Origin of the sequence: Emergencia sp. 1XD21-10, assembly GCF_009936045.1 — a bacterium.
Taxonomy (GTDB): Bacteria; Bacillota; Clostridia; order Peptostreptococcales; family Anaerovoracaceae; genus Senimuribacter; species Senimuribacter intestinalis.
The window spans coordinates 35253-57069 of sequence record NZ_QWEQ01000004.1; the positions used below are offsets into that span (position 1 = coordinate 35253).

Sequence of the window (21817 nt, forward strand, 5' to 3'; positions counted from 1 at the left end):
ACTGAAATTCAAGTTTACGACGGTATCGTTGATACCAGGAAAATCAATTGGCAAAACTGTAAAACATATCATAACTATAAAGTAAAGCCAAAAGATAAATTTTGAAAAATATGCTCTACCAGAAAATCTGTTTCTTTTTATTGCGACATATATTATAAAATGTGCGAAAAAAAATCAGCAATGCATACTTCAATACAAACACCGCATCAAAAGTTTACACAATGCCTTTCCCCTCCAGATTTTCTAGTGCGAGGAATTCAAGCCATTTTAGCAACATTGTATTTTACCTAATTCGCCATCAAGTGAGGGCTTGCTGCAGAGCTATAAGCTCTTGCTACAGGCTATCGTCCGAGGGCGGTCTTTCACTTTTTTCAAGTTCCTTCAGTAGCTGCTCCAATACTTTCTCCTGCTTATCGTAGCTGTAACCTAGAAAGAAGGCAATTGGCCCAACTGCTGCTGACAAAATAATTATCGGATTCAGAGTTATAAAGCATGCTACGAATATGCATCCTATCGAAACCGCAGGTAATATAAATTTCATCTGTTTCATTTTGACTTTTCCTCCTGCCTGCAAAGACTTTCTTTTACAGTAATACCATCAAGTCCGGGCATTTCAATGTCAAGGAGCAGAATATCAGGATTCCATGACCTGATTTTCTCAGCTTCTGTTATAGAGACAACTTCAGCCGCAGTATCCCGTTTCTCAAAAAAGCTACAGCACAGTTTCTCTAACTGAATTGCATAATCTCTATCATTGTCACATATTAAAACTAACAATTCCTTTGCCCCTTTATATTCTGTATCTTTTTTATTTATACTTTAACATATAATATACTATTCGTCAATCAAACTTTGTTTTCCTATCATGACTAATCCATGAAAGAAAAGGAGAGTTGACAAATATCTATGATTTCTTTATTTTTGTCAATGTTTTATAGGATTTTTATCCGAATTTCTATGAAAACTAGCTGCGTTATTGCCAATATTGACAAAAATCAAAAAAAGTGTCAATCCTGTCAAGGTTTTACGATGAAACATTGACAGGATTGACAGATTCTCGTTTTTCTGTCAACATTGGCAATATTTAAGCCATCTTAGACAAGAATTCAGACTGTTCATTGACAAAATATCGCAACTTGACTTGAATTTGTCAATGTGACACAGAAGAATAATCCTCATGCCTTTGTCGTGATTTTCCGATTGCAATATAAAAGGACTCCACCATATTAGATGAAGTCCTTTTTAAAGTAAATATTTTATTGTCCTTCAAAAGCGCCCTTTACAATAGGTTCGCCTTTCTTTACCATAACCTGTCCCATAGCGATAACCGTGTCGATTTCCAAATCCTTTGTCATCAGACACAGATCAGCATCCATGCCTTCTTCGATGCGGCCTTTCTGCGGCAGGCAAAGCACCTTCGCAGGATTGGAAGTGATTGCCTTGATGGCAATTTCAAGAGGAATTCCTTCCTTTTCCACACATTCTCTGACTTCTTTCAGCAAGCAGCTGGACTGTCCCATACCCATTCCCTGAAATACGCCGTCAGCGCTGAACATAGGCAGACTGCCTTGTCCGTCAGAAGAAATGGTAAAGAGATCACTGCTGACACCTTCGTCCAGCAAACGCTTAATCCCTTTGCTGACGCGCACTTCATCGCAGATAGTTTCCCAGTAATCGATATCTTCATTTCCGGTAAAGTCCACTGCACCGCCCAGTTTTGCATATTCTACAGCTTCTTCAAAGAGCGCCGCGTTGCGGTTTACATGGGTCGGCAGAAATTGCGTCGCAGGAATCTCTGTTTCAGCGATAACCTGATTGATTAAGTCCATACACCGAGGGCTGTCTCCAAGGTGAATGTTGATAATGCCCGCTTTTCCGGACAAAATACCGCCCACGCGAGTGTCAGCACACAGCCGCTTAAACTCGTCTGCTGTCGGCTGAGAAGAACGATGATCAGAAATGGCAATTTCCCCTGTTCCGATGATTTCTTCAATCATCATGATATCATCGATGATGCCGCCGGTCAGGGTGCGAACAGGAACCTGATAACTGCCGGTATAAGCATAGGCTGAGATTCCCTGCTCCCGCAACCCTTTAATCTTTGCAACCAGCGACTTGATATCCCTGCCGATGCCATCAGTGCCCAGGCAGCCCACTACCGTAGTAATACCGTATCTGGTCAGCCCTGACAAAGTCGCCTCCGGCGTTCTGTTGGCAAAGCCGCCTTCACCGCCGCCGCCAAGAACATGAACGTGAGAATCGATAAAGCCCGGCAGCAGCAAAAGTCCTGTGCCGTCTATGACTTCCACCTCTAATTCGGTAGGCAATTCAATATTATCTGCAATTTTGCAGATTTTTCCTCCCGCGAGGAATACGTCTTTTACACCCAGATACTCTGGTGTATATAAGTTTACGCCTTTAATTAATTTCATCATAGTACCTTACTTTTAGAATCCCATTACGCTTGCAATAATCATTGTTGCTACTGCCATCAGGAACAGTATACCTAAGAACTTCCACATGAACTTAATCCATTTGGACCAGTCCAATCTTGCGATTGCAAGGGCGCCCATCAGACAACCAGAAGTTGGTACAATCAAGTTAGTCAGTGCATCCCCTAGCTGGAATGCCAAAACGGAAGTCTGACGCGTTACATCCAGCAGGTCCGCAAGCGGCGCCATAATCGGCATAGTCAAAGCCGCCTGACCGGAGCCGGATACCACAAAGAAGTTGAACACAGACTGGAATATATACATCAATACAGCGGCAACTGTACCAGACAGGCCGACAAAAGCGTCCGAAATCCCATGTAAAATGGTATTCAGTACAGTCGGCGCAGTTGGATCTGAACCGCCCAGTACCAACATAATACCCTGTGCCATACCTACAATAATTGCTGCACCTACCAGGTCAGACGCACCCTGTTTAAACGCTGCCGCAATATCGTTTACTTTCATACCGTTCAGTTTGAATACAACGCCAATCACACCTGCAACCAGACCCATAATAAAGAATTGGGATGCAATTTCCGGAATGTAATAGCCGTTTTTCATAACGCCCCATACAACCCAAACCATGCCTGCTACCAGCGTCAGCAGTACCAGAATATGACCGATATTGAACTTTTCTACCGAACCGTTTTCCTGATTGGCTTTAAAATCATCTCTAAAATATGCGTCAGATTCATAAGCGACAGATAAAGTTGGATTCTTTTTAATTTTAGACGCGTAGATCATTGTCATCACAGCGCCTGCACCGGTAAATGCCACCCAGAGAACGATTCTGAATGTTGCGCCGGAGAATACCGGTACCCCTGCAATCCCCTGTGCGATGGCAACAGAGAATGGATTCATCCAGGATGTACCAAAGCCGATCTGGGTCGCAACATAAGTAATCAGCACACCTGTTACGCCGTCGTAACCCATTGCGATGACCATCGGAATCAGAATCATTGCAAACGGAAGTGCTTCTTCACCCATACCGAATACTGCGCCGCCCAAAGAAAACAGGACAAAGAGTACCGGAATCAAAAGTTTTTCTTTTCCGTTGGTTTTCTTGATCATGTTCATGATACCGGATTCAACAGCGCCGGTTTTCAGCACGATACCAAATGCGCCACCGATAACCAGGATAAATGCAATAATGCCTACGGCAGAGCCCCCTTTATCACCACTAACCAGCCCTTCAAACAGATAGTTGAACAGACCTACGCCGCCGCCAGCTTCAAATAAGCTAATTCCATCCTTCAGCGGATTTCCATTTTCATCAAGTGCATACTGGAAACTACCGTCCTTGATAACGGTACGCGTGCTTTCACTGCCATCTACCATGTAGGTGATGTCCTCGGTCTGGTACATCCCCTGTGGAATCAGATAAGTCATCAGTGCCGCCAGACATACGACAAAGAAAATGATAACGTAAGTGTCGGGAACGCGGAATCCTTTGTTTAAGGAGTTGAGCGTTTCACCTTTTTGTTTTTTTGACATTGGTGTTGCCTCCTAATTCAATTTTTCTTAACTCCTATTATATAAGCAAATTTGATGCCAAAAGAAAATCCCCGATTTTTCGAGGATTTTTTGTAGATTTTATGAAAGTTGCGGACAATTTTGGTCGTTGTATGGAATGTTTTGGCTTATTTTGGATGATTTCGTACTAAAAAATCCCACCCTTTCTCTGTCAAATAAACACCATATCGTCCGGTGGCAGACTGCACCAGGTCCATTGATTGAAACTGCTGCAGTTCCTGCCTGATTCGATATTCACTGACGGACTTTCCTTGCGCCTTCAAGTGCTTAAAAATCCCTGTCCGACCCGGAATTCCGTTATTTTCGCTGATTTCCCGAATCGCAACCAAAATGCATCGCTGTGTGCTAGTGCAGATACAGTCGGAAAATGCTTCTGCCTGCGCAGCCGGTGGAGACGACTCTTCATCCGGCGGCAAATCTTTCGGCAAAATCGTGTCGCCATCGCATACCGCAAAGGCATATTTCATCGTATTGAGCAGTTCACGGATATTGCCCTGCCAATCACGTTCCAGTAAAAGCGCTGTCACTTCCGGAGAAATGGTCTTAGCTCCATCAAAGCGGGTCTTTAGCCAGTCTTCCAACAACAGCGGAATATCTTCTTTTCGATCCGCAAGAGCAGGAAGATGCAGATACCCCTCCTTCAAACGGTAATACAGATCCTGACGAAAACGCTTTTCCGCAATCATCTGCTTTAGATTGCGATTGGTGGCTGCAATGATCCGCACATCAATGGGGATGATTTTATTGCCGCCCACCCGCATAATCTCACGTTCCTGAATGACCCGTAGCAGTTTCGCCTGCAGCGCCGGCGAGGCGTCTCCGATTTCATCCAGAAAAATCGTACCGCCATCTGCCTGCTGAAACAAGCCAATCTTACCGCCTTTTTTCGCACCAGTGAAAGCCCCTTCTTCATAACCGAACAATTCGGACTCAACCAGCGTATCAGGCAGCGCCGAAAAGTTAATCGCCACAAAAGGCTCTTTGCTGCGTCCCGACGCCTTATGAATGGCGCTGGCAAACAGTTCTTTGCCCGTACCGTTTTCCCCTTCCAACAGCACCGTTAAATCTGAGGCTGAAATTTTTCTGGCAAGATTCTTTGCATGCAAGATTCTCGGTGAGGCGCCGATGATATCATCAAAATGATACTTGGCAAAATGACCGTTTCCAGCAAGCTGCATTCTTGCAGCTTTTGTCACCCTGCTGGTCTCATAAGCAACATCCGAAATACGTGCCGCCGTATCCAAAAGACTTTGAATAAATGTGTCCGTATAGGCATAGATTTCGGTTTCCAACACGCCGTAATACGCCATAATACGAACGACGGTAGAAGGATCAAAGAGCCGCGTGCCGATATTGTAAACTGCCTTCATTCCTGCAGGAATCTGATCCGGGTCTCCCGGCGTGATAGCAATCCCCACACCTCTCGGCACATCGCAGCCCGGATAAAAAGGAATCAGCTGCAGAAAATCGAATCCGATTCGCTGCAGATTACTAATGCTGTCAACTGCGCTGATCTCGGAATCAGTGACTAACAAAATCTTCTGATCGCGAGGCAGGGTCAGAATCTGATCGATATTGGAGTTGATAACGGTCCGCGTGCCGACAATGTGGCTGCTGATCAACGATTGCCCTCCTTGGTGCAGAAACTGTTCATAAACCTCTTCACTGGAAAACACGGTAAAATAAGTGCCGTCAAGCGGCGGATTTTTCTCCTCGACCATATACGGGACGATGGCAACATCTTCCGGCAGAAAGCCGGAAAGCTGCTTTGCTAAACTCTTTTGGGTAAACCTACTGCCGGTCACAAGCAGCAGCGCACGTGTTCTATCACTTTGTCGATCCATGGTGCCTTCCTTTCTGTACTTTTCACTACAAATCAGTATAGCATAGAAGATACCTTGATACAATGTATGATTTCTTGATTACGTATACATCCGCAGCCGCTCTATAACGCTGTCCCGCACCGTTTTTTTCTGCAGTACCAGCGGAATCACAATGCAAATAGCAAAGAGAAACATCACGCCGCACAAAAGCGCTGCCCACGGATAGGAAAAGGTAAAATACGCAATACGCTGGTTCACCAGCTGCCGCATTCCATAGAGCACGCCGCTGCCGGCTGTCAGCGTCAGACCTGTCACAATCAGACTATAAAAGATCCCTTCTAACACAATACTTTTCCGAAGCTGCTTTCGCGTCATCCCCAAACTCTCCATGACAGCAAACTCTTTCCGCCGCGCCGTAAGCCCTGTCAGCGTCACATTGATATAGTTCAGAAGTCCCATGGACAGAAGCACCAGACATATTCCACCCATAATCACTCTGCTGGAACCGATATAGTCCCTTGCTGCCGTAAGCAAATCCGATTTGGCGGTAATCTCTAAAATTCCCTGCTCATACTGCAAATCTGCAGGGTGCAGCTTCTTTTGCGCCCGGTTATAAGCAGAAACCATACGATCCGCCTGGGCTTTTACAAGAGGTTCCGATGCTGATTCCACGTTAAAGTCCAGCCTGAAAATCCGTTCCGGAAGTCCCATCCGCGCAAACCCCTCTTCACTGACCAGAAAATAGAGGATGCTAGGTCCATTCCAAGTCGTCATCATGTTCGGAAATCCCTTTGCGGTAAAGTCCAGATAACCGCTGCATTCCATCTGGGTCTTCCGATCTTTCGCCAGGCTAAAAAGCTGCGCCGGCTGTCCTACCGCCTCCCTGCTTTTTTCTTCCATCGCCTGCGATAAATTATGGTAATGCAATACGATAAAGCCTTTCCCCGCGCGCACTGCATCCATGTCGACCATCTCCGACAGTTCCTTTTCCTCTACATACCTCGCAAGTTCTTCCAGCACATCATCATGGAGCGTCTGCACCACAAAGGGCAGAAATGTCTCATGTTCAAGTTTCCAGGAGGCAAGACGCATGGATAAAGCGGTTTCACTACTCTTCACCCTGCCAAAACCGCCGTCGACCGTCTCTGCCTCTGTCACACCAGGTAGGTCGAGTAATTCTTGCGCAAAATCAGGATCAAAATGGATCTCATCATCGGTGTAGTCCTCCGCCGTCATGGCAGAAGCTCCGCACATAATACTAAAATCCTGATTATCATATTCAATCTGTGCTGTCTGATCAAGTCCTGTTGAAAGCACGACCGTACTTAAAAAGACTGTCATAGAAAGAGTCAGGGAAATGACCGCAATCACAAATCGTTTTCTATAGCGAAATAAATTTCTGCATGCCAGAAGCGCCAGACTGAAGCGCTGATTTCCTGGCTTCTGTTTCTTTCTGCGCCTTGCAGAAAGTCCTACAAATTTTACCGCCTCAATCGGCTGCATGCTTATGACTTTCATCATGGCAAGGGACGTTGCCGCAAATGTGACAAAGACGCCAAATCCCACTGCAAATACCAAAATCCACGGTTTAAACGCAATCATAGCCGACGCGCTGCCAAACTCATGCAAATACAGATTTTCGAGGAGTTTTGGCACGATAAAAACCATCATTGCCATACCGGCTGCCATTCCCAGCAGGCAGCCTTTGCACACAATCCAGCTTGTTTGTCTGTATACAATCCGTGCCAGTTGTCCTTTGGTCGTCCCCAGCGTCTTTAAAAGACCATACTGCCGCACATGCTCCACCATAGAAATGCTCATGATATTATAAAGAAGCAGCCAGGCGCCTGCAAAGATGACGATGGCCAGAATCACCGCAACGTCAAAACCGCCGGCAAATTCATAGATTGCGCTGTAGGTCAACGCATTTCCGCCGAAAAACTGCTGTGTATCATCGGTCATTTCCACGTCTTGATACAATCTGTCCTCTGCCGTCTCTCCGTCCAAACTGTCCTGCTGCTTGATTAAAAGCGTGGTATGCTGCTGCGACGCCAAATGTTCCTTTTCTAAAAACCGTTCTGAAAAGAACCCATAGGGAGGCGCTTTTGCCGCTTCCACATATTCTGTATAATATCCGGAAAGCCGAAAGGTCTGCTGCAGCCTTTGTCCTCCTGTCGTCTGCATCGTTACATCAATTTCCATGCCGAGGTGAGGCTTTGCAATCCCTAAATCAGAAAGCGCCCGCATTGGCAGCATCACTTCATCTGCTTCTTTCGGATACACACCGTGTATATCACTGTAAGCCGGCGCCTGCATGGTTTCATAAGCCGTTTCATCTAAAACCAGACAGGTAAACGCCTCCGTTTCGCCGATATAGACTTCTTTTCCTACGGCTTTAATATAGTCCAGGTTTTCTATGACCGCAATCTGTTCTTCTGTGGCGCGCTCCAGCGTTGTCGATGCAGTCGTTCCCATCATTCTCGCGTAAAGTAGGCAGTCCGCCTCCAGTTTTCCTGCGGACAGGCTGAATACAGAAAAGATCAGAAGGACGACAAAGGCAACAGCGCAGGTGAGCACTCTGTTTCGGTTCAGATTTGCCCGATACAGTCTTCGTGATAAAAGGCGCAGCACTTCTCCATTATTATTCCGCATCACTGCCTCCTCTTACTTTTCCATCCTCGATTCGAATCATCCGATCTGCCATCTGCGCAATTTCCTCGTTATGGGTCACAATCACCATCGTCTGTCCAAAGCGTGCGGCACTTGCTTTCAGCAGTCCGATGACTTCCAGACCGGTTCTGGAATCCAGATTTCCCGTAGGCTCGTCCGCAAGAATGACCGCAGGTTTGGTCATTAACGCTCTTGCAATGGCCACTCTCTGCTGCTGTCCGCCTGAAAGGGTTTCCGGCATATTGCAGAGTTTATCTTCTATGCCGAGAACTTCTACTACCTGCGCAAAGAACGCTGCGTCCAGTCCTGCGCCGTCCAGCTTTAAAGGCAATGTAATATTTTCTTCCACGCTCAAAATCGGCAGCAGATTATAGTTCTGAAACACGAATCCGATATTTCTTCTGCGAAATACGGTGAGTTCTTCCTGCGTCAACTGTTCCAGACTTCTGTTTCTGATTGTGACGCTGCCCTCTGTCGGCTGATCCAGACCGCCCAGCATATTGAGCAGCGTAGTCTTTCCGCTGCCGGACGAACCGATGATTGCTGCAAACTCCCCTTCCTCTATGGAAATACTTACTCCATCCAGCGCCCGCACCGCGCCGGACGGTACTACGTAAATTTTTTGCAGATTCTCTGTTTTGACAACTTCCATCTAAACACCTTCCTTTCTGCCTTTATCCTACCAAATAGTATTTACAATTTCCTTACAAAAAGAAAAACTGTCCCTGCAAAATTACACCCTGTGTATTTTGCCGCACAGTTTTCTCCTGTCTTATCATCGTGCAGGCAGAAAAATCGATACTTTCAGACCCTGCTTCTGCCTTTTTACTTTCATAAATCCGTCATGCTGGCTGATGATTTCTCTCGCCAAATAAAGTCCGATGCCAAATCCTTCCTCCACCGTCACGCGTTTTCCTCGATAAAACCGCTGAAAAATCAAATTTTCTTCTCCTTCTTCTATGCCAATGCCGTCATCCCCCACGGAAATTTCCGTAAACATGGCATTCTTTTCTGCTTTGATCAGAATCCTTCCGCCATCCTGCGTGTATTTCACACTGTTATCCAAAAGATTTACCACTGCTTCCCCCAGCCAGTTCGCGTCGTGGGGCACAGATAAACGCGGTTCCATGGAAAGCTGCACATCAATGTGCTTTTCCAGCGCCTGCTGACGTATCTGCAAAATGCAGGAAAGCAATGTTTCGTGCAAGCTGCAGGATTCTTTTCGGATTTGTATGACACGGCTTTCCAGCCTCGCCATTTTTATAAAACTCTCTGTTAAAAACCGAATTCTCTGCTCTGCGGCCATGACAGCCTGAAAGTAAGCCGCCTGCTCTTGCGCCGAAAGGTTTTCCGAAGAAAGAAGTTCCAGATAGCTTTCCATATTCGCAAGGGGATTGCGCAGCTGATGGGCAATTTCACTGATCAGCTCCTTCAGTCCATCTCGTTCTCTGCACACTTGCTGCTTGCTCTCCCAGATCTGATCGGAAAGCCTGACTAACTGATGAGAAATCTTCGACGGCAGCGTATCTGAAATACAATCCGCGAGTTCCAGCCTCTTGCCGTGATTTATGGTTTCTAGCGCTTCGGATAGTTCCTCCAGCGCTTTTTTTGTATTTCGCATCGCACTTCCTACTTTCCAAAAGTATAACCTATTCCAAATACATTCCTGATGAAAATCGGTTCCTCCAGATTGGGTTCGATTTTCTTTCTCAGCCTGCTCAGCGTCACATTTACGGTATTTTCCTCTACAAAAGCGCCGTCCGCATCCCAGACCTGTTCCAGCATCATTTCTCTGGTAACGACTCTGCCCCGGTTTTTTACAAGAAGCTCCAGCACTTTATATTCCTTGGCAGTCAAATTGATGGCTTCACCCCGATAGGTTACCGACTTTCTGTCAAAGTCCATTGCAAGTTCCAGATAGGAAAATCGCTGATTCTGACCGCTGCTCCTGCGCAGGATCGCCTCCACATGTTTCAAAAGCACCGCCATGGGAAACGGTTTGACAAGATAATCGTCCGCGCCAAGATCAAAAGCCCGAATCATATCACTTTCATCATCTCTTGCCGTCAAAAACATCACCGGCGTCTGCCCGGATTCTCGAATACGCCTGCAAAGTGTAAAACCATCGCCTGCAGGCAGATTCACATCCACAATGAATAAATCCGGCTGCTTGTCAATCAGCGCCGTTCCTTCCCCGTAGGAATGCGCCCTGTCTACCGCATAATCTGCTTTTTTCAATGTCTGATACAACGCCTCGTTGAACAGCCTGTCATCCTCCACAATGGCAATCCGCTTCATCCTTGACTCCTTTCGTGCCCATTCGTTTCTATTGTAGCAAAGAAATCCGAAAAGGGAAATACTTTTCTTGGGGCATGAAACAGCAAAGACACGAAGCTGGATTTTTGTTCCGAAATTCATACTCTGACCGTTTGGGCAATAAATCGCCGTCATACGGTCAGACTTGAAAATCCTGTTGAGGCATTTCTGACCGTAAAAGGCTAAATTTGAACGAATACAGTCAAAAAAATAAACTCACTGACTTTCAATACTGTGAATTTATATCTTCAATTCCATTATATTATAGTTTCTTCCAAAATGATGAGGAAAAACTTTTGAGAATTCCCTTTGAACAAGGGAATTTATAACCGCAATTGTTCGAAAAAGAGATTTGCGGTCATTTTCGGCCTGTCACACGTTTTAAAGATGACCGCAAGATAGCATTTTTGCTACAATACAGTCAGATTTGTCGTCACGAAAGAAATTCAAATATTTTCACGTGTTTAGACTACCCTTTTATTTACGACGTTTCCGAATGAAATATACGATTAACGACACAGTGACGCCTATTCCACATAAAAAAACTAATAATGTCAGCATCTGCTGAATTAAAGTAAATTAAGTCATGTTCACATGTTCACCTCATATAAGCAGGGATTATATGGAGTTATACTCCTCAATTCGGTAATAAACATCATGACAACCAACACCCCCCGTATATCAAACCCATAATAACCGCAGGAAGTCGTTGTCTTTTAAGTGAATCTAAGTATAGGTTCATTTGTTTTCTCTCCTTTCAAAAGGATAAAGAAAGACTGCAAGCGCAGTCTTCCTTCATGTCATCTTAGTTGCTTCTCCATGTACCTTCTGCCTGCGTGTCTACAAGCGTTGTTACATCATTATGCCACGTAGAACAATAAGTCATATTCATTTTTTTTCCTTTTCAAGTAGTGTGCAATAATCCCAAAATACTGAAGTATTATTTTCTATATCATACTGAGATACACCTTGAAATAGTCGCAATTCTTTATATAATTCTTGAGATGAGCATTCAATATAACCAGTTTTTTTTTCAATTATAATCCTTATAAGTTCCTCTTTTTCTAAAGCTCCAGATAGAATCGCTTTCTTATAATAATTCTCACTTTTTGTATTTCTTATTATATCGAAAATCAATATATCAAGTTCATCATATTTTAAAAACTTATTTTTATTTAATTCACATTTTATAATATTATTTATAATAATATTAAATCTTGAATCACTTAATTTCTCCGGTTCAATCATAGTAACATCAAATTTATTATTTAAAAAACTCGTTATATCTGATAATTTTTTAATCAAATTACACTTCACCCCTTATTTTCATGCGACAAATCTATTTATATTTATTTAATAGGTTTCTGTCCAACAGGATCTCCTGCACTAATCCAACCATAACCCATAATATATGCTTGATAAGTTCCCACATCTACTCTAACTGCTTTGACTGATGTTGCAAGCTTTACTTCTTTCAATCGAACATGAGCCTCTTTAGCTGCCATAAAGTTTCTAGTACCTGGAGAAAATGTCGGTACTAACTGTTTTCGATTCAAAAGATTTGTATTCCAAATTTCAAAGTTCGTAATCTTCACAGCATTTGCAGGATCATCACCTGTATACTGCACATAAACTTCAACCTTTGTTGTATCTCCTGATCTAATAAACACAGGCTCTAGTCTTGCGGAACGAAATATCCCTGCAACATCAATTGAAATATTTGGAGTATATTGGCTATCAAATGCTTCCCGATTGCTTCCATAGACCGGTATTTCTTCAGAAACACTAACTACTTCATTTGCGAATGTAGTAGAAGAACAAATGAACATGCATATAATTAAACTTATAGTTGCTAAAAATAATTTTTTTGATAATGATTTTTTCTTCATTACTCTATCCTTTCCAATCAAAATACAATTTCCATCTTGATTTTCTCCTAATCTTGCGCTAACTTCTTTATTTTCCGCCAAGCAGCTTTTTCAGCCACTCCCACCAATTGGAATCAAGATACTCTGGCATACACTCACCTCCCGCAAACCTATTTGCTAACACCTTCCAAGTTTACTCTATCATAGGTCTGCGCAGGTTCCAATCTGTATGTTGCAGATGGTCGTTTTTTTGATGTAGGTGGTCGTTTACTTTCCTTAAATTTCTATTTTTGTCGTAACCTGTCCTTCTTTGTCGTACTCCCAGGTCAATGTTCCATCATATTTTTCTACAATCTGCTGCATATTCTGTGTGCCAATTCCATGATTTTCCTTGTCCTGTTTACTGGTCAAAAGCTGTCCGTCCTGTACCCTGGGCGCTTCTATCGCTGTGTTTCTAATTTCCAGGAACAACATCTTTTTATAGGATTTGATTAAAGAAAACACTTCCCGTTTTTCTACACATCTTTCAGCCGCTTCACAGGCATCTTTCAGTCCATTGGAAAGGAGCACCGCAAGGTCTGCATCACTGATTCGCATCTGTGCAGGAAATCTTCCCGTTACGAAAAAAGCAACGCCCGCCTCTTCTGCCCATGCTGCCTGGGCATTTACAATGGCGTCTGCCACCAGATTGCCAGTGGCTATGTAATCAAAATCTCTGGCTTTCTGTTCCAAATCTTCTGTATACCTGCGAAGCTGGGACACCCCCCCTCGTCGATCAACGCCCGCAGTGCCAGCAGATAGGCTTTCTGATCATGTCGAAAACGCTGCAGCTTCTTGTTTTTCACTGTGATTTCCTGGTACTGCGCCGCCTGCTGCTCGATACATCGCTGTTTAAATTGATCGTCTTCTTTTAACTTCTTCCTCTGCTCGTAGAGCACGTTGAGCAATACGCCAAAGGCAAGCATACCGATGCCCAGCACACACACGGCAAGCTGCATTGCCACTTTATACCGATAGATCATACCGTTATCTACTGCCACCATGCTGGCAACCCCAATCGCTACACCTGCTGCGAAGATCCATACTGCATAATAGAGCACCTGTTTCCATCCGAACTGCTTCAGATAACGCTGCAGCACCGGTCTTGTATATTTGGATATAGCCGCTGTCACACCCAATATCACGATACAAGTTCCCATTTTACAAATTGCGTCAAGGGCGACCTCTCGCTCACCCTCCAATACCGTTCCCGTATACCAGAACATTGCAATTACGCTCTGCACCAGCGCTTCTATGATCATCATGGTAAAATGCACCAGAAACGTAACCTCTACCAGTACCCGCTTCTTTCCCTCAAAACAAATGATGGAAAACATCATCTGCACAAACAACGACACGAAAATTCGGTTTGTGGGATCCGTCAGCAAAAGCGTCACCAAGGCGCCGGTCAGCACCAGAACCGCACCCAATAACAAAGCGTCCCTGCGCAGGGAAAAAGAGAATCCAAATATGCCGCACAGAACAACTGCCAAACGCAAAAGATCAATGAAATACACCCCTGTATAAAGTACATTCATACCAGCTTTGCCATCCTTTTACAATAGTTTCGATAAGATTCCTTACACGCAGCTTTTCTGCGCCTGCTGATGTGCAGCACACCCAAGCTGTGCTCCAAAATAGCACCCTCCCCGTTTATTTCCTGTATATAGGCGCAATTGACCAGATGCCGGTCACTGACTCTGAGAAAGTCAACCGCCTGCAGCGTTTCCTCCCATGCAGACAAGCTTTTTCTCTGATTAGAAACACGTTCACCCGATACCAGATGCACATCGGTGTAAACGCCAGCTACTGCAATATAGGCGATATCCGCGCTGCTGACAGTATTTCCGCCTTCCAAATCCATCTTGATATCTCCGGGCAGCAATCGGATTGCTGTTTCCAAAGATGCGTCCAGGGCAAACTGCTGCGCCGGCTTGGCAATAAAGCTAATCACATTCCGTCCAAAAGCCTGCGGCATCATTTCCGTGTGACTGGACACAAAGATAATGAGAGGCTTTCCATCTGACTGGCAAAGCATATCCTTTGCTGTAATCCCGGAAATACCGGGCATTTCAATATCCAAAAGTAAAATATCCGGATCATGCTGCATAATTGTTTCTGCAGTATACTCCGTCAGAATTTCTGCTTCTATCCCGGATCGTGTTAAAAAATCTATACACTGCGCTGCAAGTGCCTGCGCGCAATCCCATTCATCCTCACAAATTAAAATCTTCATATCCTGTTCCTAATCAATCCATGCTATTTCTGTTTTATTATATTTTATCATGCTAAATATTAGAATTCAATCTTTTTCAAACAATAGCAAACAAGTCCCCTCATCTTGAAGGAACTTGTTATCATAATGTCCATATATTGCATCACAGCGTACGGATCTGCCGCGGATTTATTGTTGTTCCGCAATCTTTTTCATCACACCTGGGATATCGATTTTCTGCGGACACCGGGAAAGGCACGCGCCGCAGGAAAGGCACGCCGAAGCGCCTTTCGTCTCTGTCAGCATACCGATTTTCCAGGTAGAACCGGTAATATTCTGCTCATTGTATCCTTTGATCAGCAGCGGAATCTCAAGTCCTGCCGGGCAGATGCCGCAGCAATACCGGCAGCCGGAACACGGCACACCCATGGTTTCCAGAAATGCGTCCGCTGCCCTTTGTAACGTCTTTCTCTCCGCGGCGCTCAATGGCTTCGGCGCATCAAACAGCGCTGCATTTTCGATGACCTGAGATACATCCGACATGCCGGAAAACACGGTCTGCACGCCCGAAAGTCCCTGCAGAAAACGAAATCCCCATGAATACAGAGATGCCTCCGGCGCCGCTTCTCTCAGGATTTTGGCAGCTCTTTTATTCAGAGTTGACAGACTGCCTCCTTTCATCGGCTCCATGACCCATACCGGAATGTCGTGCTCTGTCAGAAGTTCATATTGCCGCTTTCCATCCAGCAAATTCCAGTCCAGATAATTGAGCTGAATCAGCGCCATATCGAAATCATCATACCAGTTCAAAAACCGCTCCAAGGTCTCCGGCGCGGCATGAGAAGAAAATCCCAGGCGGCCGATACGCCCCGCCTCTTTCTGCCGCAGCAGATAACCTAAATAATCCTTGTTTGGATCCATATAATCTGAAATCGTGCTCTCGTCCAAACAGTGGAGCATGTAAAAATCAAAATAGTCCACACCGCACCGTTTCAGCTGCGTCTCAAATACCATCTCGATATCGCTGCTGTACGCCACATAAAATTTTGTGCCCAACAGAAAACTTTCCCGCGGATACTTAGCAAGAGCCTCCCCCAGAAACCTTTCTGAATCACCGTCCTGATAAGACCAGGCAGTGTCAAAGATATTGATGCCCTGCTGCATCGCCGCGTCTACCACCTTCTGTCCCGCTGCCCTGTCAATCCTGTTTGGATCGCCGTCAACCGTCGGAAATCTGAGGCCTCCAAGTCCAAGGCATGAAATCTTTTTTCCATAAAAATCCTGATACTGCATCTGCCACTTCACCTTTCTTTGTTCTCTTACCTATTGTATGCCTTGCAGGCTGCAATAGCAAATACACATCAAGCATAGTTTCTATGCCTTTTAAGCATAATCCATTCTTAAGAAAAAATTAAGAGGATTCTCTCGTTTTTCTTTCGTCTATTCTGCTATGATGCTTTTAACAAAGAAAACACGAGGTGAACTGAAATGAAAAAGAATTTGTTATCCATAACCGCACTGATATTAATGCTGACAATTGCCTGTACCGGCTGCAGCAAAGCCTCCTCCGGCAGTACAGACGACAAAAGCCCTGCAGAAAACACCAAGAGCAGCGATGTCCTGCATCAACAAAGCCAGTTAAAAGATTCCAAAGAACTCCCTCTTTCCGAAGACGGAACCCTGACAGTGGAAATCGATACACTGGCAAAACCTGACGGCGCTCTGCCAGAAGATAAACCGGTTTTTCTTGCCGTCAAAGTAAAGGAAGATACCGATATCGCCCTGCGCTACACCTATGATACCTACGGAAAAGAGGGCGTGATGCTCTGCTGTGACGTCAACGATAGCGATGAAGAAGAAACCCTGCTGAAACCTATCTATACCATGCGCCTGGCGCAGTCTTCCGAAGAAAATTACGGAGAAATCTGGCTCAGCGGCGGCACATTTTTGAAGAAAGGTGTCAATCTGTTTTATTTAGGCGCAGGCAATCAGACCCTGCCCTGCCGCATAATTCTAAAACTTACCTTTTTTGATCCAGACAAGGTAGAAAGCATCACGCTGTATCCTGCCGAGAGTTAAAACTTTTCCACTGCAAAACCGCCGCGGTCACCCGCGGCGGTTTTGGTCTACTTAGAAGGTATTGCTTTATCTCACTCATACAGTATAGGACCATTCATCAAAGATCCTTTTCTCTACATCCTCATTTCCATGTGACATCAGCCACAGCAAAACTGCAACCTCTTTGTCTCGCCCCTCCAGGGGCTTATCCCTCTTACTATCCTGTCGTTTCTTATGTTTTCTCTTGTTTACCATGTTCTCCTCCTGATAAAATTTCTAATTCTAATTCCCTTTTGCACTTTCATTATACAGTCTGACTTTGTAGAAAACGATAAAATTATGTGTGCATTTTGTGAGTAAAATCTTGCGAAATTATTACAAATAGTGGTATCATACTATCAGTGACTTTAATATACCAGAAGCATTTGGAGGAAATACATGATTAGAAAGTTTGCAAAATACTATAAACCGCATTTACGTCTGTTCACATTGGACATGGTATGTGCTTTTATCGTGGCGTGCTGCGACCTGTTTTACCCAGTCATCGCCAAGAATATTATCAACGACTATGTGCCAAATCAGAACATCCACCTCTTCGTCGTTTGGGCGATTGTTCTGCTCTGCATTTACGTGCTGAAAGCATTTCTCAACTACATCATTCAGTACTGGGGTCATATCGTCGGCGTCAGAATTCAAGGAGATATGCGCCGTGAACTGTTTCGTCACCTGCAAAAGCTTCCATTCTCATTCTTCGATGAAAACAAAACTGGCGTCATCATGAGCCGGATGATTAACGACTTATTCGAGGTATCTGAACTTGCCCACCACGGTCCGGAGAACCTATTTCTATCGCTGATTATCTTAATCGGCGCTTTTATCATGCTGGCACAGATCAGTTTGCCGCTGACACTGATTACCTTTGCAGTGCTGCCATTTATGATTTTCTTCGCCTTTAAAACCAGAACCATGATGAATAAGGCTTTCAGCGAAACCCGCGTTAAAACTGCAGAAATCAACGCTAATGTGGAAACCGCCATCGCTGGCATCCGTGTTTCCAAAGCTTACACTGCAGACGAACATGAAAATCAGAAATTCAATGTCGCCAACGAAAATCTTAAACGCTCCCGTTCCGGCGCTTACAAAGCTATGGGCATTTTCCACTCTGGCATGACACTGTTTATGGACCTTCTTTATCTAGTGGTGCTTTCCTCAGGCGGACTCTTTTTCTTCTATGGAAAAATCAATGCCGGCGAGTTTGCCGCATTCCTGCTTTACATTTCTATGTTCCTGAATCCTGTCAATAAACTGGTTTCTTTCTATGAACAACTACAGGAAGGAATGACGGGCTTCCGCAGGTTTTGTGAAATCATGGCGATTGATGAAGAAGAAAGTGACAGCACAGATTTACTTCACCCTGACCATCTGGACGGTAATATCTGTTTCGAAAATGTTACCTTTAGCTACGAAAACAGCGACAAGGAAGGCGAAGCACCGCCTGTTATCAAAAATCTCACCATGGATATCAAAAAAGGATGCACCCTTGCCCTGGTTGGTCCATCCGGCAGCGGTAAAACTACCATGTGCCATCTGATTCCAAGATTTTACGATGTAGATTCAGGTCGAATCACTATAGACGGCATTGATATCACAAAAATTTCCCGTTACGATCTTAGAAAAAATATCGGTATGGTTGCACAAGACGTCTTCCTGTTCAACGGTACGATACGTGAAAATATCGCCTACGGCAACTTAGATGCCACCGATGAAGAAATCATCGAAGCTGCAAAAAAAGCCAACATTCACGACTACATCCTAACCATGGAAGATGGCTATGATACCCAGGTTGGCGAGCGTGGCATCAAATTATCCGGCGGTCAAAAGCAGAGAATTTCCATCGCCCGCGTATTCCTGAAAAATCCACCGATTCTGATTCTTGATGAAGCGACTTCCGCCCTGGATAACGCTACAGAAATGCTGATTCAAAAGTCTCTGGAAGAACTCGGCCGCGGCAGAACCTCTGTCATCGTCGCCCACCGCCTGTCTACCATAAAAAGTGCAGATGAAATCATCGTTCTCACAGCTAACGGTATTACTGAGCGCGGCAGTCACGACGAGCTGGTAGCTGCTGGCGGCATGTATGCAGAACTTTATCAGTATCAGTTTAGGGAATAGCTCTTCCCATTATTGCAATCATCGAAAGTTGTGTAAATGTATCTGTTTATACAAACATTTACACAACTTTTTTCTATTTCTATGAACAATGTTGTGCAGACTGTTCTTTTTTAGCCAATATGCACAACTTTATCTCGCTTACATCTTTAAGAGTTGTGCATAGGTTAATAGACCTCACTATTTTACACAACAGCTGCACGAATTTACTATGTAAAGATTATTTCCGGGCTAAAAAGTTGTGCTAATTTAGTGTATTATTAACTGTCTACAAAACTCTTCTCTGATTAAACTCACAAAAGTTGTGTATCATCTCTACATATCTCTTTACCTGCAAAACTCTTCAATAATCTTGTCTATGAGCTGCGTATTAATATTCCCGTATATATCTTCAAAAGTAAAAATAATATCTTCCCACGGCTTGAATCCGTTCTCTAAGTAAAACTTAACTTTCCACATGACATCTTCCATATATTCAGCGTTTCCTATCATTCCAAAATGCTCAAGAATCTTAATACGATTTTCACTTTTTACTAAAATCCTAAAGTCAGGAACAATTATTTTTCCATTAATTTTTATGACTTCTTCATACCTATATTCGATTTTCTTTGTAAAGAAAATATTTGAAATAATGGCTTCAGATTTTGATCTGACAAAATCACCTTTTAAAGTCTGATGAACCAAATGTTCTGAGTATTTCTGACTTCTTTCATATTTACTACTACCCCAGCTAGAAGAATTTTGTTTGCTTAAATTAAAATAATCGATTGGCATTTCTCTATAAGCTTTCGGTGACTGTGTCATCATCTCTTCTAAGTTTATCGATATGTACTCCTGTCCTATTTTCTGAAGAAGCTTCTGATTTGAATCAATTCTCTTCAGTGCTTCTTCTAAATAGTATCGTTTCTGTAAATCTTTTACTACTTCATTTTCTCCACTGCCCAAATACTTCCGCTCTCCATTTGACAGGTGAAAATAGTAAGGCTTTCCTTTTACAGTATTAACCGAAAGTTTTCCTTCCGGTAAACGCTTCAACTCTTTCCGATAACGCTTTGCAAGCTCGCTTTGATATTCTAGTTCTTTTTCTGCATATAATTTACTATTATACAATATATTACCATCTCCTTTCTGTTATAATTTTCACTATACTGCTGTTGTATGGGGAAATCAATGGTAATTTTCAATCTGCCTACAAGTTTTATTCATAAAAAAACTGCGCACTTGCTTTTGAAACAAATGCGCAATCCTTCTTTTTCACGTTTTTACATCATTACGCTTATGACTTTTGGATTATATCCGCCAGCAGCCAGCGCTTCAATGATTTTTTTCTTATGGTCAGGACCGAATGCCTCAATGGTAATTTTCAGTTCCACTGCCGCATTTCTATTGGTGCTGACAAACTGATTATGATCCAGTCTGATAACATTGCCCTGCTCTTTGGCGATAATACTTGCTACATTAACGAGCTCACCTGGCTTGTCCGGCAAAAGCGTAGATACGGAAAAGATTCGCTCTCTATGAATCAGTCCGTGCTGTACTACCGAAGACATGGTTATAATGTCCATATTGCCACCGCTGAGAATGGAAACAATTTTCTTTCCTTTTACCTTCAGGTGCTTCAGTGCAGCCACCGTCAAAAGTCCGGAGTTTTCTACAACCATCTTGTGATTTTCTACCATATCCAGGAAAGCTACCACCAATTCATCGTCCTCTACTGTAATGATATCATCGATGTTTTCTTTAAGGTAAGGAAAAATACTGACACCCGGCGTTTTCACAGCTGTACCGTCAGCAATTGTACTGATTGTAGGCAGAGTTACTGGCTCACCAGCTTTCAGCGAAGCCTGCAGGCAGTTTGCACCTGCCGGTTCAACGGCAATAACTTTAATCTTTGGATTCAGCATTTTAGCCAGCGTTGATACGCCAGTCGCAAGACCGCCGCCGCCAACAGGAACCAGGATATAATCCACTATAGGCAATTCTTTAATGATTTCCATAGCGATGGTTCCTTGACCTGTTGCTACTGCTGGATCATCAAAGGGATGAATAAAAGTATATCCTTTCTCCTCCGCCAGCTGCTTTGCATGGGCTGCAGCCTCGTCATAAACATCACCGTAGAGAACCACTTCCGCACCATAGCTCTTTGTACGGTTCACTTTCATCAAAGGCGTAGTAGTCGGCATAACGATAACCGCTTTACAGCCATAAGCCTTTGCCGCATAAGCAACCCCCTGGGCATGATTGCCAGCAGAAGCTGTAATCAACCCCTTTGCACGTTCTTCGTCTGTTAATGTACTAATTTTATAATACGCGCCTCGAATTTTGTATGCACCGGTCACCTGCATATTTTCCGGCTTCAAATAGACTTTATTTCCGGTCTGTTCACTGAAATAGTCACTGTAAAGCAAATTAGTCGCTACCGCAACTTTCTTTACGACCTCCGTCGCCTGCTCAAATTTATCTAATGTTAACATCTTCTGTTTTCCTTTCCAAAAAATCTCTAGGAATTATTATACTCCTTGTGTGTATGCACTGCAAGGAAAAACTGTATTCCGTCACGGCAAGCCTGTGAAAAATGGTCATCGTGATTTCTGCTCGAATTCATATGTAAAGCAGCCACTTTATTGCCAATAT

At 43.9% G+C, this 21817-nt stretch carries 20 protein-coding genes; 2 read left to right on the forward strand and 18 right to left on the reverse strand.

Features of this window, described 5'->3' with window-relative positions; genetic code table 11:
• Positions 1–334: 334 nt before the first annotated feature.
• From D1151_RS02790 to D1151_RS02860, 15 genes are all read right to left on the reverse strand, one after another.
• Complete coding sequence (locus tag D1151_RS02790; RefSeq protein WP_160201098.1) at positions 335–550, reverse strand: hypothetical protein; 216 nt, start codon at positions 548–550, stop codon at positions 335–337.
• The gene (locus D1151_RS02795) at positions 547–777 is read right to left on the reverse strand and encodes a response regulator (protein ID WP_160201099.1); all 231 of its coding nucleotides are present in this window, start codon (positions 775–777) and stop codon (positions 547–549) included. Before D1151_RS02795 ends, D1151_RS02790 begins: the two co-directional genes overlap by 4 nt.
• Positions 778–1256: 479 nt before the next feature.
• On the reverse strand, positions 1257–2435 hold the full coding sequence (iadA, locus tag D1151_RS02800; RefSeq protein WP_330588261.1) for a beta-aspartyl-peptidase: 1179 nt from the start codon (positions 2433–2435) through the stop codon (positions 1257–1259).
• A 12-nt stretch (positions 2436–2447) separates the two neighbouring features.
• Complete coding sequence (gene yfcC / locus D1151_RS02805) at positions 2448–3986, reverse strand: putative basic amino acid antiporter YfcC (protein ID WP_161907856.1); 1539 nt, start codon at positions 3984–3986, stop codon at positions 2448–2450.
• A gap of 146 nt (positions 3987–4132) precedes the next feature.
• Positions 4133–5869 carry a sigma-54-dependent Fis family transcriptional regulator gene (locus D1151_RS02810; protein WP_161907857.1) on the reverse strand — a complete coding sequence of 579 codons (1737 nt, stop codon included), beginning with the start codon at positions 5867–5869 and terminating at the stop codon, positions 4133–4135.
• Between the two features lie 78 nt (positions 5870–5947).
• The gene (locus D1151_RS02815) at positions 5948–8500 is read right to left on the reverse strand and encodes an ABC transporter permease (RefSeq protein WP_161907858.1); all 2553 of its coding nucleotides are present in this window, start codon (positions 8498–8500) and stop codon (positions 5948–5950) included.
• Complete coding sequence (locus tag D1151_RS02820) at positions 8490–9170, reverse strand: ABC transporter ATP-binding protein (RefSeq protein WP_161907859.1); 681 nt, start codon at positions 9168–9170, stop codon at positions 8490–8492. Before D1151_RS02820 ends, D1151_RS02815 begins: the two co-directional genes overlap by 11 nt.
• A 123-nt stretch (positions 9171–9293) precedes the next feature.
• The gene (locus tag D1151_RS02825) at positions 9294–10139 is read right to left on the reverse strand and encodes a sensor histidine kinase KdpD (protein ID WP_161907860.1); all 846 of its coding nucleotides are present in this window, start codon (positions 10137–10139) and stop codon (positions 9294–9296) included.
• Between the two features lie 8 nt (positions 10140–10147).
• The gene (locus D1151_RS02830) at positions 10148–10816 is read right to left on the reverse strand and encodes a response regulator transcription factor (protein WP_161907861.1); all 669 of its coding nucleotides are present in this window, start codon (positions 10814–10816) and stop codon (positions 10148–10150) included.
• Between the two features lie 906 nt (positions 10817–11722).
• Positions 11723–12139, reverse strand: a complete 417-nt coding sequence (locus tag D1151_RS02835) for a hypothetical protein (RefSeq protein WP_160201106.1) — start codon at positions 12137–12139, stop codon at positions 11723–11725.
• 44 nt (positions 12140–12183) lie between these two features.
• Complete coding sequence (locus D1151_RS02840; RefSeq protein WP_161907862.1) at positions 12184–12804, reverse strand: hypothetical protein; 621 nt, start codon at positions 12802–12804, stop codon at positions 12184–12186.
• A 174-nt stretch (positions 12805–12978) separates the two neighbouring features.
• Positions 12979–13434, reverse strand: coding sequence for a GHKL domain-containing protein (locus D1151_RS02845; RefSeq protein WP_161907863.1), 456 nt, complete (start codon positions 13432–13434; stop codon positions 12979–12981).
• Positions 13401–14279 (reverse strand): hypothetical protein, encoded by an 879-nt coding sequence (locus tag D1151_RS02850; protein ID WP_161907864.1) that lies wholly within the window; start codon positions 14277–14279, stop codon positions 13401–13403. The genes D1151_RS02845 and D1151_RS02850 overlap by 34 nt, the downstream gene beginning before the upstream one ends.
• Positions 14276–14977, reverse strand: coding sequence for a LytTR family DNA-binding domain-containing protein (locus D1151_RS02855; RefSeq protein ID WP_161907865.1), 702 nt, complete (start codon positions 14975–14977; stop codon positions 14276–14278). Before D1151_RS02855 ends, D1151_RS02850 begins: the two co-directional genes overlap by 4 nt.
• Before the next feature lie 168 nt (positions 14978–15145).
• Positions 15146–16261 (reverse strand): aldo/keto reductase, encoded by a 1116-nt coding sequence (locus D1151_RS02860; protein ID WP_161907866.1) that lies wholly within the window; start codon positions 16259–16261, stop codon positions 15146–15148.
• Positions 16262–16444: 183 nt separating this feature from the next.
• Between D1151_RS02860 and D1151_RS02865 the strand changes: the two genes are divergently transcribed.
• A complete protein-coding gene (locus D1151_RS02865) occupies positions 16445–17035 on the forward strand; it encodes a hypothetical protein (protein WP_161907867.1) in 591 nt (196 codons plus the stop codon).
• 75 nt (positions 17036–17110) lie between these two features.
• Here the strand turns inward: D1151_RS02865 and D1151_RS02870 are convergent, their stop codons facing one another.
• Complete coding sequence (locus D1151_RS02870) at positions 17111–17269, reverse strand: hypothetical protein (RefSeq protein WP_160201112.1); 159 nt, start codon at positions 17267–17269, stop codon at positions 17111–17113.
• 183 nt (positions 17270–17452) lie between these two features.
• Here D1151_RS02870 and D1151_RS02875 point away from each other — a divergent pair, with 183 nt between their 5' ends.
• Entirely contained in the window at positions 17453–19186 is a 1734-nt protein-coding gene (locus D1151_RS02875) for an ABC transporter ATP-binding protein (protein ID WP_161907868.1), read from the forward strand.
• Positions 19187–19510: 324 nt separating this feature from the next.
• On the opposite strand, the gene D1151_RS02880 is transcribed toward D1151_RS02875, so the two are convergent.
• Entirely contained in the window at positions 19511–20293 is a 783-nt protein-coding gene (locus D1151_RS02880) for a hypothetical protein (RefSeq protein ID WP_161907869.1), read from the reverse strand.
• A 152-nt stretch (positions 20294–20445) separates the two neighbouring features.
• The gene (gene ilvA, locus D1151_RS02885; RefSeq protein WP_161907870.1) at positions 20446–21657 is read right to left on the reverse strand and encodes a threonine ammonia-lyase; all 1212 of its coding nucleotides are present in this window, start codon (positions 21655–21657) and stop codon (positions 20446–20448) included.
• Positions 21658–21817 lie beyond the last annotated feature (160 nt).

Bases quoted from the DNA above. Each gene is read 5' to 3' on its own strand.
- D1151_RS02790 (WP_160201098.1), bottom strand. From the start codon at position 550: ATGAAACAGATGAAATTTATATTACCTGCGGTTTCGATAGGATGCATA.
- iadA (WP_330588261.1), bottom strand. From the start codon at position 2,435: ATGATGAAATTAATTAAAGGCGTAAACTTATATACACCAGAGTATCTG.
- yfcC (WP_161907856.1), bottom strand. From the start codon at position 3,986: ATGTCAAAAAAACAAAAAGGTGAAACGCTCAACTCCTTAAACAAAGGA.
- D1151_RS02810 (WP_161907857.1), bottom strand. From the start codon at position 5,869: ATGGATCGACAAAGTGATAGAACACGTGCGCTGCTGCTTGTGACCGGC.
- D1151_RS02815 (WP_161907858.1), bottom strand. From the start codon at position 8,500: ATGCGGAATAATAATGGAGAAGTGCTGCGCCTTTTATCACGAAGACTG.
- D1151_RS02820 (WP_161907859.1), bottom strand. From the start codon at position 9,170: ATGGAAGTTGTCAAAACAGAGAATCTGCAAAAAATTTACGTAGTACCG.
- D1151_RS02825 (WP_161907860.1), bottom strand. From the start codon at position 10,139: ATGCGAAATACAAAAAAAGCGCTGGAGGAACTATCCGAAGCGCTAGAA.
- D1151_RS02830 (WP_161907861.1), bottom strand. From the start codon at position 10,816: ATGAAGCGGATTGCCATTGTGGAGGATGACAGGCTGTTCAACGAGGCG.
- D1151_RS02850 (WP_161907864.1), bottom strand. From the start codon at position 14,279: ATGAATGTACTTTATACAGGGGTGTATTTCATTGATCTTTTGCGTTTG.
- D1151_RS02855 (WP_161907865.1), bottom strand. From the start codon at position 14,977: ATGAAGATTTTAATTTGTGAGGATGAATGGGATTGCGCGCAGGCACTT.
- D1151_RS02865 (WP_161907867.1), top strand. From the start codon at position 16,445: ATGAAAAAGAATTTGTTATCCATAACCGCACTGATATTAATGCTGACA.
- D1151_RS02870 (WP_160201112.1), bottom strand. From the start codon at position 17,269: ATGGTAAACAAGAGAAAACATAAGAAACGACAGGATAGTAAGAGGGAT.
- D1151_RS02875 (WP_161907868.1), top strand. From the start codon at position 17,453: ATGATTAGAAAGTTTGCAAAATACTATAAACCGCATTTACGTCTGTTC.
- ilvA (WP_161907870.1), bottom strand. From the start codon at position 21,657: ATGTTAACATTAGATAAATTTGAGCAGGCGACGGAGGTCGTAAAGAAA.